The 14,738-nt window shown below is 69.4% G+C and carries 13 protein-coding genes; 8 read left to right on the top strand and 5 right to left on the bottom strand.

Features of this window, described 5'->3' with window-relative positions; genetic code table 11:
• Positions 1–152: 152 nt before the first annotated feature.
• From ACFE7H_RS11620 to ACFE7H_RS11605, 4 genes are all read left to right on the top strand, one after another.
• Positions 153–1,268 (top strand): helix-turn-helix domain-containing protein, encoded by a 1,116-nt coding sequence (locus ACFE7H_RS11620; protein WP_375401399.1) that lies wholly within the window; start codon positions 153–155, stop codon positions 1,266–1,268.
• 1,829 nt (positions 1,269–3,097) lie between these two features.
• Positions 3,098–3,310, top strand: coding sequence for an RNA-binding S4 domain-containing protein (locus ACFE7H_RS11615; protein ID WP_375401398.1), 213 nt, complete (start codon positions 3,098–3,100; stop codon positions 3,308–3,310).
• Between the two features lie 712 nt (positions 3,311–4,022).
• Positions 4,023–4,376, top strand: coding sequence for a PadR family transcriptional regulator (locus ACFE7H_RS11610; RefSeq protein ID WP_375401397.1), 354 nt, complete (start codon positions 4,023–4,025; stop codon positions 4,374–4,376).
• 2 nt (positions 4,377–4,378) lie between these two features.
• A complete protein-coding gene (locus tag ACFE7H_RS11605) occupies positions 4,379–4,759 on the top strand; it encodes a DUF1048 domain-containing protein (protein WP_375401396.1) in 381 nt (126 codons plus the stop codon).
• 252 nt (positions 4,760–5,011) lie between these two features.
• On the opposite strand, the gene ACFE7H_RS11600 is transcribed toward ACFE7H_RS11605, so the two are convergent.
• Both ACFE7H_RS11600 and ACFE7H_RS11595 read right to left on the bottom strand, forming a co-directional pair.
• A complete protein-coding gene (locus ACFE7H_RS11600) occupies positions 5,012–5,359 on the bottom strand; it encodes a nuclease-related domain-containing protein (protein ID WP_375401417.1) in 348 nt (115 codons plus the stop codon).
• Positions 5,360–5,481: 122 nt separating this feature from the next.
• A complete protein-coding gene (locus tag ACFE7H_RS11595) occupies positions 5,482–6,096 on the bottom strand; it encodes a hypothetical protein (RefSeq protein ID WP_375401395.1) in 615 nt (204 codons plus the stop codon).
• A 246-nt stretch (positions 6,097–6,342) separates the two neighbouring features.
• On the opposite strand from ACFE7H_RS11595, the gene ACFE7H_RS11590 reads away from it, so the two are divergent.
• The 4 genes from ACFE7H_RS11590 to ACFE7H_RS11575 all read left to right on the top strand — a co-directional run bounded on the left by ACFE7H_RS11590 (position 6,343) and on the right by ACFE7H_RS11575 (position 9,792).
• Complete coding sequence (locus tag ACFE7H_RS11590; protein ID WP_375401394.1) at positions 6,343–7,167, top strand: sensor histidine kinase; 825 nt, start codon at positions 6,343–6,345, stop codon at positions 7,165–7,167.
• Positions 7,164–8,357, top strand: a complete 1,194-nt coding sequence (locus ACFE7H_RS11585) for a sensor histidine kinase (RefSeq protein WP_375401393.1) — start codon at positions 7,164–7,166, stop codon at positions 8,355–8,357. Before ACFE7H_RS11590 ends, ACFE7H_RS11585 begins: the two co-directional genes overlap by 4 nt.
• Positions 8,354–9,019 (top strand): response regulator, encoded by a 666-nt coding sequence (locus tag ACFE7H_RS11580; protein WP_375401392.1) that lies wholly within the window; start codon positions 8,354–8,356, stop codon positions 9,017–9,019. The genes ACFE7H_RS11585 and ACFE7H_RS11580 overlap by 4 nt, the downstream gene beginning before the upstream one ends.
• A gap of 113 nt (positions 9,020–9,132) precedes the next feature.
• A complete protein-coding gene (locus tag ACFE7H_RS11575; RefSeq protein ID WP_375401391.1) occupies positions 9,133–9,792 on the top strand; it encodes a hypothetical protein in 660 nt (219 codons plus the stop codon).
• Between the two features lie 67 nt (positions 9,793–9,859).
• On the opposite strand, the gene ACFE7H_RS11570 is transcribed toward ACFE7H_RS11575, so the two are convergent.
• The 3 genes from ACFE7H_RS11570 to ACFE7H_RS11560 form a co-directional block, all read right to left on the bottom strand.
• Positions 9,860–11,128 carry a saccharopine dehydrogenase C-terminal domain-containing protein gene (locus tag ACFE7H_RS11570; protein ID WP_375401390.1) on the bottom strand — a complete coding sequence of 423 codons (1,269 nt, stop codon included), beginning with the start codon at positions 11,126–11,128 and terminating at the stop codon, positions 9,860–9,862.
• A 92-nt stretch (positions 11,129–11,220) separates the two neighbouring features.
• Positions 11,221–13,383, bottom strand: a complete 2,163-nt coding sequence (locus tag ACFE7H_RS11565) for a glycosyltransferase family 39 protein (protein WP_375401389.1) — start codon at positions 13,381–13,383, stop codon at positions 11,221–11,223.
• A complete protein-coding gene (locus ACFE7H_RS11560; protein ID WP_375401388.1) occupies positions 13,380–14,717 on the bottom strand; it encodes a glycosyltransferase in 1,338 nt (445 codons plus the stop codon). The genes ACFE7H_RS11565 and ACFE7H_RS11560 overlap by 4 nt, the downstream gene beginning before the upstream one ends.
• Positions 14,718–14,738: the final 21 nt, after the last annotated feature.

The following is a 14,738-nucleotide window of genomic DNA, read 5'->3' as shown; positions in this document are numbered from 1 at the left end:
CTCCGAACACGGCTGCTGACCCCGCGCGGGGAGCCGGTACGACTCGGCTCCTCGACTCTTCTGCATGACCATGCCCCGACGACCGCACTCGTCGTCGACGACCTCGCTGTTCGAGGCCGCTCGCTCTCCCGACTCGCAGGCTGAAGGATCCAGTGACCTCCACCTACTTCCCGACCGAACACAACGTCGACTGGGCGACCGCACCAGGCTCCGTCCTTCAACGAGAACTCGACGCACGAGGGATCTCGCAGGCGCAGCTAGCCGCTCGCTCAGGCCTCAGTACAAAGCACATCAACCTCGTCATCAAGGGACATGCGGCCATCTCCGCCGACGTGGCCGTCACACTCGAGCAGGTCCTCGAGGTCCCCGCCGAGACTTGGCTCCGGATTGAAGCCAAGCACCAGGCGCATCACGCGCGTCTTGCACGCGATCTCACCCTCGACCACCTCGCCGAATGGGTGAGCGAGTTTCCAATGACAGACCTCGTCGAGCGCAGCATCGTCGCGCGCGACGACACGATTGCGACCATCGCGAAGAAACTTTTGCGCTTCTTCGGCGTTGCGTCGCCAGCCGCTTTCACGAAGACCTGGCTCGAGCCGCAAGCTTCCTACAAGCGCGCGCAGAAGTTCACTATTGATCGGTATGCCATTGCCGTGTGGTTACGGCTCTCGGAAGTCGAGGCCACGAAAGTTGTCGCAACAGCACCGCAGTACGATCCGCGAGCGCTAGAAGCGGCAGTGAAGCCTATTGCAAACGCGACCATCAAACCTCTTCTGGCCGCCTTCGAGGAAGCGCAGCGAATTTTGCTTTCGGCGGGCGTAGCCTTGGTATACGTACCGGAGATCAAAGCAACACGCATCAACGGAGTTTCCCGATGGGTACAGGGGCACCCGACTATTGCGCTGACTAGCAGATACCGGTACCTCGACGTGTTCTGGTTTACGCTCATGCACGAGATCGGTCACGTACTGCTGCATCCCAAGCGCGGCACCTACGTCGACTACACGGGCAAAGCTGACGACGACGCCGACTCACAAGAGGCCGCTGCCAACACATTTGCCGAAAGCGCACTGCTTCCGCGGGAGTATCGGGCACAGGTCGCCAGCGCGACAACCGCAGAGACGATCATCCAAATTGCAGCATCCGTCGGCGTCGACCCTGGCATCATCGCCGGGCAGCACGGACATCTTGCCGGGAAATGGAATGGGCCAATCGGTAGATTGAGGGTAAGAGGAGACCTCGAAGACGCCGCACGCGTGACGAATTAAGCCATTCTCAGCACGCACGGGCCTTGTTGTGAGCCAAATTTAACCACGTCTAGTTGCGTGGTCGAGTCGCCGCTGTACCACCGAGAGCATGCCGAGCACGTCGAGGGCGTCCGGCTCCAACTTGATCCAAGTGATCCGCGGTTCATGCGGAGGGGTTGCGAAAGGCGCTAAAGGCGGGCTTGGCCATGCTGGCGAAGCCAGGTTGCTCGTTTTGTTCGCACTATCGCGTTCCCGAGCAGCGACTGTGTCCACCGGTGTCGAGTTCCGGTCACGGAAAGACCGTCCGCTCAAGAAATTCTGTTGCCACTCGAACCAGACCTCTGCCTGGCGGCCCTCGACCGTCGGAGGGTGCGATCCAATGCTGCCCGAGAAGAGGGCGCTGGTCGCCGATGAGTTGAAGCGGCCCCCTGGGCGCTGGAGTCCCGCCGTGGTTCGAGGCGAGTCTGCAGGGACGCGACAAGTGGCCCGCCAGCGAGGCCAACGAGCGCACCGGCGCCGAACAGTCGATAGGCACTCTCCTGCTGGGCCTGCGGGCTACTAACGCTGATGAAGAGACCCTGCCGCGCGAATGTGTCGTTTTCGCGCTCATACCATGAATACCTAGTCGCGAGCACCTCAGATGGTTGCTCACTTGACTGCTGTAAGTATGTGGACGGCGGACGATCGGCGACATAACTCGTGGCGATCCGACCAGTATTGGTGTTGAGTGCGTAGGTCTGCACGCCCGGCAGATAGAGGTTCCGTGTCGCAATGCTTTCCTGGGTGAAGCCGAACTCCGGCAGGGCGCATCTAATTAGCGGTGCCAGCACAGGGGTCGCGAAGGAGAAGCTCTCAAGCGCTCCGGTCAATTTGGACGGCGGAGCACTTTCTTGACCTGCTTTCGCTGCGGCGGCCCAGAGCGGACCAGGCGCCACCGTGGTTTCGATTGGAAGTTGACCGTCGGCAACGGATGCGGAGCAGTGAAGCGGCGTCAAGGAGTATTCATACCCGTGGCCCGGCTGCTCCATCGCCACGGCGATCGTCGCCCCCGGGGCCGTCCGCTCCGAGACGTCCGGTTGGTCGATGACCAAGGCTACCTGTCCGGCAGCTCCGGTTGCGTCGACCTCGACGCCGGGAGCAACAGCACCTAGAGCCCCGTTCGAGTAAACGACGATGTTAGGCGGATCGGCTTCGAACCCCTTGTACCCCTGAGGCCCGAAGAGGGGATAGAGAAGGTAGGCCAGGCCCAGGAGGATCAGCCCAGCAAGCAGGTAGATCAGGGATCTCAGCCCGCTCCGCACGCGCTCAAAGTAGTGCTCTCAGGAGCACAGCGGAATCGCCGACGATCGCGCAGTCGAGCGCGACGGCTGCAGCAGGCGCTTCGGAGACACTCGACGCCGAGAAGCAGACCAACCAGCAAGTCCACACCGTTCGACGCCACATGGAGGCGCAGCGCCTACCTCATGTGCGCTCACCGCCCCGGCGCGGCCAGGTGCCCGCCGCAGGCCAAGCGCCTGGCCCACGCGGGAGAGCGAGGACTACATCTCCATTCTTCGCGTACCCCAATACGCATAGCGCACACCCATATGCCGCAATTACCCCGCAGATTGAGCACCACCCGGCACCTACTCCCGTGATCGAGCGCGATCTCAAAAGTCCCGGTTGATCCGGTCTTGTAATTGAGCGGCACCCCGCACTTACTCCTGAGAACCCGCGAATTCGAATCGTGGTGTCGCGGGCCACGTCCCGCCCCGCTACGCGAGGCCCGGAAGCTCAAGGGTTTCCGGGACCTTCTCGTGGGCAGAGTTGATCAAGGGATGCCGGAGAATGCCGTGCGTGCGTGAGAAGCCGTGAGTACGCGAACAGTTCCAATCCGAAACGACTCCATCCGGCTGGGTCAGTTCCTCAAGCTCGCCGACCTGATCGACCAGGGCGCGGACGCCCGGCAGGCGATCACCAACGGCCAGGTGCGCGTGAACGGGGAAGTTGAACGCCGGCGTGGCAGACAGCTGACCCACGGCGACGAGGTCGAGATGCGTGGCGAGTTCGTCGAGGTGGGCTGAACGGCCGAGGTCGAAGACTCAACGAGGATCGCCCCGGATCCGCTGTCGCGCGCGGGGTGACTCGATGCCCTATCGGCGGGTTCAGGTCGCCCGCTCGGTGACTCCGATGCACGTAGGGACTACGCGCCAGAAGGGAGCCGATCTCACAAGGCGTTACAACGCCGCACCTTGATGACGAGCACGACACGCGCTTCGCCGCGCTCTGCCGGTCCCCAGAAGTGGTCGGCGAAGGCTCCCGGTACTCACTCGAGCTCATCGCGGCGGGGGTGGGTGCGATCAGCCTCGGACAATGTCCGAGCCCCCACAAAAACCCCACAAACGTGTGGGGGCTCCGGTGATTCTAGGAGTCACTGTGATCGAGGACCGAGTCAAATGGGCTGATCAGGGGGGTTTTCTGCGATCTCTTGGCGTGTTCCGAGAGGCGCTGATTCGGGTTCGAATCCCCCATCCTCCGCCAATCCCATCCTCCGACCCGCGTGAGAGCGCGCCCGGGTGAGTACGTGGTCCTCGGCTTCTCCTGAGCTCGGCGCCCTTATCTGCCGTCCGGTCGCGATCCTCCCGTTCGGCCCGCACGCCACGACGACGCCCTGACCGCTCGCGCGGTCATCGGCTACGGGCTGAAGACCACGGTAGTCAGCGCTGCTGATGAGTGGTAGCTTGTGTCGCTAGGTACTGGAACCAAGTGTCAGTGAGTAGCCGCGAGGAGGTCGTCATGGCGAAGCAGATGACCGAGATGCTCAAGGGCACGCTCGAAGGCACCGTGCTGGCGATTCTGTCCAGGCGCTCTGCCCACGGGTACGAGATCACCGCCTGGCTGCGCGATCAGGGCTTCACCGAGATCGCAGAGGGCACCGTGTACGCCCTGCTGGTCCGGGTCGAGCAGCGCGGTCTCGTCGACGTCGAGAAAGTCCCGTCGGAGAAGGGGCCACCTCGCAAGGTGTACTCCCTCAACTCGTCGGGACGCGAGTACCTCGACGAGTTCTGGAGGAACTGGAGCTTTCTCTCGGCGCGGCTGGAACAGCTCCGAGATCAGATCACCGCAGTGCAGACAGAAGGAGAGAACTGAGCATGGCCGCGAAATGGATCGAGTTCGTCACCGGACCACTCGAGCAGAAGAAGCGATGGCGGGAGTCGGTCGCCCGCCTCGACGCGCTCCCGGAACCGTATAGGAATTCCGCGAGGGCGCTTCAGCGCTACCTCCTGCATGCCGGCGGCATCACCGACGGCCCGACCCTGATCACGATGATCGGAGACTTCGCCGATCTGTGGGATCGCGCTGCCGCTGATGGAACTCCGATCCGTGACGTCGTCGGCGAGGACCCCGTCGAGTTCGCGGAGGCGTTCGTTCAGGCCTACTCCGGCCGGCAGTGGATCGATGAGGAACGTGGGCGCCTGCGGAACGCGATCGACGTTGCCGAGCGCGTCGGCGGCACGGAGGACCCGCGATGAGTGCGGCACGGCTCGCCGCGCCCGCCATCCGCGCTGCGCTCGGCCAGGCGGCCCGGTGAGGTGATACGGAGGCGCTCTGCACGGCGGCGAGCGGACCCGGCTCAGTGCCGCGACGCCCGAGGAATTCAGGCGATGACGAGTTCTGCAGGCGATCCGAGCCCCTCACGGCGCCGACTACTCGACTTTGCCTGAATTCCTCGGAACTCAGGCGCGCGGGAAGTACGCGTCCAGGCGGTCGCGCAGGTGTGCGCCTCAATCGGCGTCGATGGGTCCGGGTCGGCGGAGGAGTTTCGGCATTCCTCGTCTGCCCCGCAGGGGAACGTCAGCGATGTCCTCGTCGATCCACGGCAGCTCGGTCCCGACGAAGCACAGCGCGCCCCGCACTGGACCGTCCGGGCTCTCATCGGCGAGAGCGGCGCGGACGGCGTCGATCTGCCGACTGACGCCGTCGACGAGTCTCGTCTGGTCGCGGCCGTTGATCAGCAGCTGCTCAACGCGCGGAGCGACCAGCCCGCCGGTGCGGCGAACCTCGAGCCTGCCGCGGTGCGTCTTGGCGTCGACGACCCAGACCCCGCTCGGCGCGAGCACGATGTGGTCGATGTTGGCCCGCGTCGGCGCCGTCTACGACCCGACGCCGAAGAATTCAGGCGATTTCGAGGAATTCGGGCGATCCGAGGCCTCTGCGGCCCCGGATCCTCGATTTTGCCTGAATACCTCGGAGCTCAGGCGACGGCCGCGGTGCGGGTGCGTTCCAGCGGCTGCGGCTCGGGTGCCGGCGAGCGGCGGATCAGGGCACCGGCCAGCAGGGCGGTCACGACCAGGAACGGCAGCGACAGCACCGCGCCGAGCAGGCCGCCTCCGAAGTTGGAGATCAGGATCGAGACGATCAGCAGCACGGTCAGCCAGATCGGTACCGGTCGGCCGATGAGCAGGCCGACGGCGCCGAGCAGGCCGCCGACCGCGGCGACCAGGGCGAAGTCGAACAGGCCGCCGAGGGCTGCGTTCGATTCGATCACGGGCTGGACCTGCGGCGCGAGGGATGCCGGGATCGCCGCCTGCACGAAGGAAGAGGTGAGCACCGCCCCACCCATCACGACGCCGCCGATCACGGTGAGCAGTGCGCCGATCGTTCCGAATCGGCCGCCTCGACCGGGCAGCAGCATCGCGATGCCGACGCCGAGCGCGCCGAGCAGGGCGAAGCCAGCCGCATCCGCGACGCTGCTGAACAGGTACTGCCCGGCGTGCGCGGCGATCGCCTGCGCCTGCGCGGCTGGCGACCCGTCGATGGTCGGGCGCGCCAGGTTGCCGACGGTGAGGCCGATCGGTGCACCGACCATGCCGATGGCGACGAGCAGCCGACGGGATGGGGATGCAGAGGGAGACGCAGAGCGGGATACGGATGGAGATGATGCAGAGGACATGGTCAGGCCTTTCCGGTGAGGTTCGAGGAACGGCACCGACCGTAGGAATTGCCGGGGGCCGCCTGCTCCACCGTGGGGCGGACTCCGCTCCGTCGAACTGTGGAGATCAACTCCGTCGCATTGGGGATCCGTGCCGGCCGGGCCCGCTTGTAGCGTGACGCCGTGTCCATCGCGCTGCTGCTTCGCCGCGTACGGCCGTGGCTGATCGACGGCGGGATGGCCGTAGGGCTGTCCGCGGTCGCGGTCGGCACCGTGCTGCTCGGCGTCGACGACGGCTTCCGCGGGACCGCCCCGGTCGCGGTCAGCGCGATCGTCGCCGGGGTCGCTCCGCTGCCGCTCGTCCTGCGGAGACGGCGGCCGCTGCTCGTGCTGCTGCTGATCGTGCTGCTGCGGGGGGTGCCCCAACTGCTCGCGGACGTCGATCGGCCGTTCATCGGCGGGCTCGTCGTCGTGGTCGTCGCCTACGGCGCCTGCGCCCAGTACGCGAAGCGGCCGTGGAACTGGCTGTCGATCCTGCTGCCCGCGGCGCTCTACGGACTTTATGCGGCGCTCGACCCCGCCTTCCGGCAGCCGTCGGAGTGGATCTTCGAGGCGATCCTGTACGCGATCGGGTGGGCGCTCGGCACGGTGTTCCGCGTGCTCGCGGCGCGGACCGCGGCGCTCGCCAGCGAGCTGCTGGCCGTGCAGCAGACGGAGGCGATGCGTCAGGCCGCCCTGATCGCAGCCGAACGGGAGCACATCGCACGCGAACTGCACGACGTGATCGCGCGCAGCGTGACGGCGATGGTGGTGCAGGCCGGCGCGGCGCGGCTGCATCTCGCCACCGACCCGGCGACGTCTGCCAGCGCCCTGCAGACGGTCGAATCCACGGGCCGGGAGGCGCTGACCGAGCTGCGACGTGCACTCGGCCTGCTGCGGGCGGAGGCGCAGCCGGCGTCCGCAGCGGAGTCGGCGGCCGAACCCCTCCCGCTGGCGAGGCCCGGATGAGCGACACTCGGATGAGCAACGTCGGCATGAGTGACGCCGGGATGAGGGGCCGACGTGGCTGGGACACCGCGTTCGACATCGCCGTGGCGGTCGTTTTCGCGGGCATCGCCTTTCTGGAGGCGGCCTCCCACGCCGACGACGGCTACCGCGGCACGGGCCCGGCCCTCATCGGCGGCCTGCTGAGCGCCGCGGCACCCCTGCCGCTGGCCGCGCGACGGATCCGGCCGCTGACGAGCGCCGCCGCCGTCGCCGCGCTCGCGACGCTGCCCCACCTGGTGCAGAGCTACGACGTCGTCTCCGTCGGCGCACTCCTGCCGCTCGCCATCGGCGCGGAAGGCGCGGCCCGCTACGGCCGCAGGCCGGTCAACCGGTGGGCACTGCTGTTCCCTGTGCCGGGTCTCGTGCTGCTCTCGATCACGATCCCCGGCTTCGCCGGCCAGGTCGCCGTGTACGCCGCGATCATCGCCATCGGCTGGACGACGGGGGTGCTGATCCGGGCGCTGATCGAGCGGCGGGAGGCGCTCGCCCGCCAGATCGAGGCGCGGCACGCGCTGCAGGCGCTGCTGGTGGAGCAGGCGTTGGCGGACGAGCGCTCCCGCATCGCGCGCGACCTGCACGACGTGATCGCGCACTGCGTCAGCGTGATGGTGCTGCAGTCCGGCGCGGCCCGGCTGCGGATGGCGGTCGACCCCGCGGGCAGCGCCGCCGCGATCGCCCAGGTGGAGTCGACCGGCCACGACGCGCTCGTCGAACTGCGGCGGGTGCTCGGCCTGCTGCGAGGCGACCCCGCGGACGATCCGTCGTCGTCGCTGGCGCACCTGACCCGCCTCACCGAGCAGCTGCACGCCGCCGGGCTCACCGTCTCCGTCAGCGTGCAGGGCGATCCGTCCGCGCTGCCACCGGCCCTCGACCGCACGGTGTACCGGGTGGTGCAGGAGAGCCTGACGAACGCGCTCAAACACGGCAGCGACTCCCGCGCCGACCTGCTGCTGCAGGTGCACGACGACCGGGTGGAGCTGGAGGTGCAGAACGCGGCGTCGGCGCCGCCGCGTGCCGAACTGCCCGGCGGGAACGGTCAGGTGGGCATGCGCGAGCGGGTCGCGGCGTTCGGCGGACAGCTCACCACCGAAACGCGGTCCGGACGGTACCGGCTGCACGCCCTGCTGCCGATGGATGAGGCCCGCCGATGACCGCACCGATCCGGGTGGCGATCGCCGACGATCAGGCACTCGTGCGCGCCGGCTTCGGCGCGATCCTCTCGATGTCCGCCGACATCGAGGTCGTCGGCGAGGCGACCGACGGCGTGGAGGCGATGGAACTCGTGCGGCGGGTCCGCCCGGACATCGTGCTGATGGACGTGCACATGCCGCGCCTCGACGGCATCCAGGCCACTGCGGCGATCGTCGCCGCACAGCTGGCCCGGGTGCTCGTGCTCACCACGTTCGACCTGGATGAGTATGTACTCGACGCGCTCCGCGCCGGCGCGAGCGGGTTCCTGCTGAAGGACACTCCGGCGGAGTCGCTGGCGCCGGCGATCCGCACCGTGCACGCCGGCCAGTCCCTGCTGTCCCCGACGGTCGTGGCACGGCTCGTCGAGCGTCACGCGCCGGCCACCGGCGAGGATCCCCGCCGCCGAGCGGCGCTCGACCGCCTCACCGCCCGCGAAGCGGACGCCCTGCTCGCCCTGGCCGAGGGCCTCTCCAACGCCGAGATCGCCGAGCGGATGCACGTCGGCGAAGCGACCGTGAAGACCTACGTCAGCGCGGTGCTGACCAAGCTGGCGCTGCGCGACCGACTGCAAGCGGTCGTTTTCGCCTTCGAGACCGGCATCGCGACTCCGCCTACCAGGTGATCCGCCGACCAAGTGATCCCCTGACCGGGTGATGCGACGACCGGACCCAGGTGATCCGGATGTGGCCCGCACGGGGGCGCGACCGAGCGGGCCGCGGGCCATATCGTGTGCCCGTGAACGTCCCTATCCCGACGACCCCGACGACGGCCTCCGTAGCCCGCTCGGCCGAGGTCGGCGATGAGGTCCGCCTGCGGCCGCCCGGTCGCAGCGAGTGGCAGGCCGTCGCCGTCGCACTGCTCGCCCTGTTCGGGCCGGTTGCGGTCATCCTGGTGTTCATCTCCGGCCCCGGCCGGCTCGTCCCCCTCATTCTGAGCGCGATCGGACTGGCCCTGCTGTGCGGAGCCCTGGCGCACCGGTTCTCGACGATCGGGCTGGTCCTGACCGACGGGGGCGTGACCGAGTGCCGGCTGATCGGCCGCAGGCGCACGACGCCTTCGACTCACGTGCGCTCCGCCCTGGTACTGCCGCTGATCGACGACCGGACCGTGCGCACGCACCCGCAGCTCTTCCTGCTCGACGAGCAGGGACGCACCCGGCTGCGCATGCGCGGTCAGTTCTGGAGCGAGCAGCAGATCACGCTCGTCGCGAACCACTTCGACGTGCCGGTGACCCGGCAGGCCGAGCCGGTCTCCCTGCCCGAGTTGCGCCAGTCGCGGCGTCAGCTGCTCTCGGCGGCGGAGCGGCACCCGATCCTGGCGGTCCTGCTCACCGGCGTGACCACGGTCCTGCTGGCGTTCGTCGCCATCGCGGCCGCGCTCGCCCTGCTCGGCTGAGGCGCGGCCCACCCAGCCGCCGGACCGACGGATGGACCGACGGATGGAGCAGCCGCCGGAGCAGCGGTCAGCGCTCCTCGAGACCCCAGGGCTGCCCGTACCCGCCCTGCGCGGTGCTGCGGGCCATCAACTCCAGGAACGGCTCGGCGTCGAACGCCTCCGGACCCTGCACGCCCACACCGGACCAGACGCCCGTCGCCAGCAGCTCCAGCGCGATCACCGGGTTCAGCGCGGTCTGCCAGACGACGCACTGGCTGTCGTCCTCGCGCATCGTGACCGCGTTGTCGGCCAGGTGATACAGGTACACCCGGCGCGGATTCCCGTCCTTGCCGATGCCCGTCACGAACAGCCCGGCGCAGGTCGTCCCGGTCATCCGCGGGCCGAGGGTCGCGGGGTCGGGCAGGGCGGCTGCGACCACATCGCGCGGTGCCACCTGCACGGGGCCCGCGGCTGAACGCACCGTCAACGGCACGGTCGAGGCCAGCCCCAGATCGCGCAGGGTGCGCAGCACCCCGATGAAGTCGGCACCGAGCCCGTACTTGAACGTCACCTTCTGTGCGTCGAGGTAGCGCGGCATCAGCAGCACCTCCTCGTGCTCCACGTGCACGCACTCGACGGGGCCGATGCCGCCGGGAAAGTCGAACACCTCCGGCTCGCTGAACGGCTCCGTGGTGGTCCAGCCGGATTCCTTGCGCCAGATCACCGGCGGGTTCAGGCACTCCTCCAACGTCGTCCAGATACTGAAGGAGGGAGCGAACACCTCGCGCCCGGCATCGTCGCGCACGACCAGGTTCGCGCCGTCGCGGGTGCCCAGCTCGTCGATGGACGAGAACAGGTGGTCGGCGGCGTAGCGGGCGAACACGTCGCTGAGGCCCGGCTCCACCCCCATGCCGACCAGCGCCAACCGGCCCGCCGCCTCCCAGTCCGCCGCCTGCTCGAACTGGTCGTCGCCGAGCTTCACCCCGGTCTCGGCGTACGGATCGGTGGGGTGCGGCTCGGAGAGGCTCATCGCCATGTCCAGGTAGTCCGCGCCGGCGGCGAGCGCCCCGGCGAAGATCGCCTGCACGAACCGCGGCTCCACCGCGTTCATCACGTGGGTGGCCCGGTGGGCGCGGGCGACGGCGGCCACCGCGTCGGGATCGGAGGCGTCGATGCGGGTCGAGTGGAACCGCGCGGCGACCTCGGCGCCGTGCCGTTCGGCGATCCAGCCGACCGCCCGCTCGGCTCGCGCCAGGTCGTAGTCGGCGACGACGATCGCCTCGTAGAACGAGCGCCGGGCGGCGATCTTCGCGATCGCGCTGCCGACACCTCCGGCACCGACCAACAGGATTCGCATGGATGGACGCTAGCGGCCCGACCCGAGCGCCCGGTCGGTCTCTGTGGCCCGACGTCGCGGTGGGCCGCGGCTCCCGTCGCCGACTGGGCCGCTCAGATCTGCGCCGCGGCCGAGCCGGTGGTCGGCACGGTCAGGTCGTACAGGGTGACGCCGCCCACGGTCGTCGCGGTGAAGGTCGACTGCACCCACGAGGCGATGTCGCTGGATGCGCTCGACCCGCCGTTCGATCGGCCGCCGAAGCCGCCGCGACCGCCGCCGATGAAGTAGTGGATCGTGCCGTCCGCGACCAGCGCCTTGAACTGCGCCAACGTCGGCGACGGGTCGCTGCCGTTGAAGCCGCCGATCGGCATGACCGCGCCGCGACTCGCGAGCTGGTATGAGGCGGCCGTCTGCGAACCGACCGCGGCCGCGACCCAGGTGTACTGCCCAGCATCGTGGCGCAGCAGCGCGGTGACCGACGACGCCACGGCCGTGTCGCCGCCCAGCAGGCCGCCACCGCCGCCCATGCCGCCACCCGTGCCAGCGAAGCGGCCGCGCGTCCCGAAGCCGCCCTGGGTGCCGGTGCCGCCGGGCGCGAAGCCGCCTCGGCCACCGAAGCCCTGCGCGCCCGGCTGCCCGCCGAATGCCTGCGCGCCGGGCTGCCCGCCGAACCCGCCCTGGGTGCCTGTCCCCCCGCGGTTGAAGCGCATGCCGCCGCCCGTTCCCCCACCGAAGCCGCCTCGCCCACCGGCGACCGTGGGGCCGGCGGAGGGGATGGAGCCGGCGTGCGGAGTGAGAGTCGTGTCCACGGCGTAGGCAGCCGGTCCGCCGAACGCGGTCAGCAGCGCCGTCACGATCGCGACGGTGGCAAGTGCGCGCACCCGCGGTCCGACGATCAGCGCGACCGCCGCGGCGACGGCCGCGAGCAGCACGACCACCTTCAGCCAGGGCAGGAATGTGGGCGACTCGTTCAGCAGCGCCCACGCCCACCATCCTGTGCCGAGCACCGTCACCGCGGCGACGATGCGCCAGGCCAGGCTGCTCCGTCGCTCCCACAGCAGGGCTGTCCCGATGCCGACCAGGCCGCCGATGCCCGGAGCGAGCGCGACGGAGTAGTAGGGATGGATGATGCCTGCGCCGAAGCTGAGGGCACCGGCGGTCACCACCAGGGTCGCGCCGAGCAGCAGCAGGGTGGCCCGCGCCGGGTCGATGCGGGGTCGGCGCCAGAGCGCCACGACGCCGACGACCAGCATCGCGAGGGCGGTGGGCAGCAGCCAGCCGATCTGGGTGCCGAACTCGCTGCCGACGAGTCGGAACAGTCCGGTCGCGCCCCAGGCGCCGGCGCCGCCACCGGCAGCTGCGTTGCCGCCGGCCGTCACCGAGCCGGTCTCGTTGCCGGTCAGCCGGCCGAAGCCGTTGTAGCCGAAGGTCAGCTCCAAGAAGTCGTTGGTCTGCGAGCCGCCGATGAACGGCCGAGCGGAGGCGGGGACCAGTTCGACGATCGCGACCCACCAGCCCGCGGAGACGACGACGGCGCCGAGCGCGGCGAGCAGATGCAGCAGGCGGGTACCGATGCGGCGGGGCGAGGCGTACAGGAACACCGCGGCCAAGGCGGGGATCACGAGGAACGCCTGCAGCTGCTTGGTGAGGAAGCCGAAGCCGATCGCGGCGCCGGCGAGCAGTACCCAGCGCACCCGGCCGTCCTCGATTGCGCGCAACCCGCAGTACACCGACGCGGTCATCAGCAGCACCAGCAGGGCGTCGGGGTTGTTGAAGCGGAACATCAGCACGGCCACCGGCGTCACCGCCACGACGCCGCCGGCGATCAGGGCGGCCGGCGCTGCGAAGTGCCGCCGCACCAGGCAGTAGACGAGTGCGACGGTGAGCACGCCCATCAGCGCCTCCGGCAGCAGCACGCTCCACGAGCTGAGCCCGAAGATGCGGGCGGAGAGTTCCATCACCCACAGGGAGGCGGGCGGCTTGTCGACGGTGATCGAGTTGCCGGCGTCGGAGGAGCCGTAGAAGAACGCCTCCCAGTTCGTGGCGCCGGCCTGCACGGCCGCGGAGTAGAACGCGTTCGACCAGCCGCTCGCAGCCAGGTTCCAGGCGTAGAGGACCGCGCTCACGACCATCAGGCCGAAGAACGAGGGGCGCACCCAGGCCGCGTCGGTCTCACGACCGCGCCACAGGGAACGGGGCAGGCCGCGCAGGCGCGTGGCTCCCCGGGGACGGGCGCGCGTGGCGGGGCCGAGCAGGGTCGTCGCGTCGGTGCTCATCGGGACGTCTCCATCGTGGTCGAGGCATGGTCGGGGCCGGCGGTGGCGATCGGTGCGGGCAGAGTCGCGGCGGATCGGGCCGCCGCGGGTCGGGCGTCCGTCCGATCAGGAAGCGGTTGCGAGGCGGCGCGCGTCCCGGACTCCGGAGCGGCGCGGCGGGCGCGGAACACCCAGCCGCGCAGCAGCACGAAGCGCAGCACGGTCGCGACCAGGTTCGCGGCGGTCAAGACCAGGATCTCCTCGACCGGCGTCGTCCGCGCGACGAGGGCGTGCAGCCCGACCAGCGATCCGGCGGTGATCGCCCACGACAGTCCGAAGACGAGCAGGCCCTGCACCTGGTGCCGCACCACGCCCAGCCGCCCGGTCACTCCGAACGTGAACCAGCGGTTCGCCCACGTGTTGGCTACGGCGGTCAGCAGCAGGGCCGCGAAGTTGGCCGCCTGCGCGCCGAAGAGCGGATGGAGTGCCAGGTAGAGCAGCGCGAAGGCCAGCGTGGAGAGCAGGCCCACCAGCCCGAACCGCACGACCTGCGTGGCGAACCGCGGTCGGGCGGGGGGCACGATCGGGCCGCGGCCCAGCTCGAGCGCGATCGCCTCGACCGGTAGACGGTGCCGGGCCAGATCCTTGCCCAGCCGCCAGATGCCCTTCAGGTCGTCGCGGGCGGTGCGGACGATGTCGACGCGGCTGTCGGGGTCGTCGGTCCAGTCGACGGGCACCTCGTGGATGCGCAGGTTGGCGCGCTCCGCCAGCACCAGCAGTTCGGTGTCGAAGAACCAGGAGTCGTCCTGCACGAGCGGCAGCAGGCGGGCGGCGGCATCCCGGCTGATCGCCTTGAAGCCGCACTGCGCGTCCGTGAACGAGGCGGCGAGCGCCGCACGCAGGATGCCGTTGTAGGTGCGGCTGATGAATTCGCGCCTGGCGCCGCGAACGACCCGGCTGTTGCGGGTCAGGCGGGTGCCGATCGCCAGGTCGCTGTGCCCGGAGAGCAGCGGAGCGAGCAGCGGCGGCAGGCCGGCCAGGTCGGTGGAGAGGTCGACGTCCAGATACGCCAGCACCCGGGCGTCGGAGGCGGACCAGGCGGTCTTCAGCGCCAGTCCGCGGCCCTTGCGCTCCAGCCGGATGGCCCGCACGTCGTTCAGCGACTCCGCCAGCGACCGCGCGACCTCGTCCGTGCCGTCGGCGCTCGCGTTGTCGACGATCGTGATGCGCCACGAACACGTCAGGTGATTGGTCGCGTACCGGTGCAGACGCCACACGTGCTGCTGCAGCACGGCCGCCTCGTTGTACACGGGTACGACCAGATCGACATCCGGTCCATCGCTCCATACGTTCACGGGGATGATCGTGAGAGCAGC

The organism is uncultured Amnibacterium sp., assembly GCF_964250715.1.
In the GTDB taxonomy this organism is placed as follows: Bacteria; Actinomycetota; Actinomycetes; order Actinomycetales; family Microbacteriaceae; genus Amnibacterium.
The sequence above is the reverse complement of the archived record's forward strand: the minus strand, read 5'-3'. Positions and strand labels throughout refer to the sequence as shown.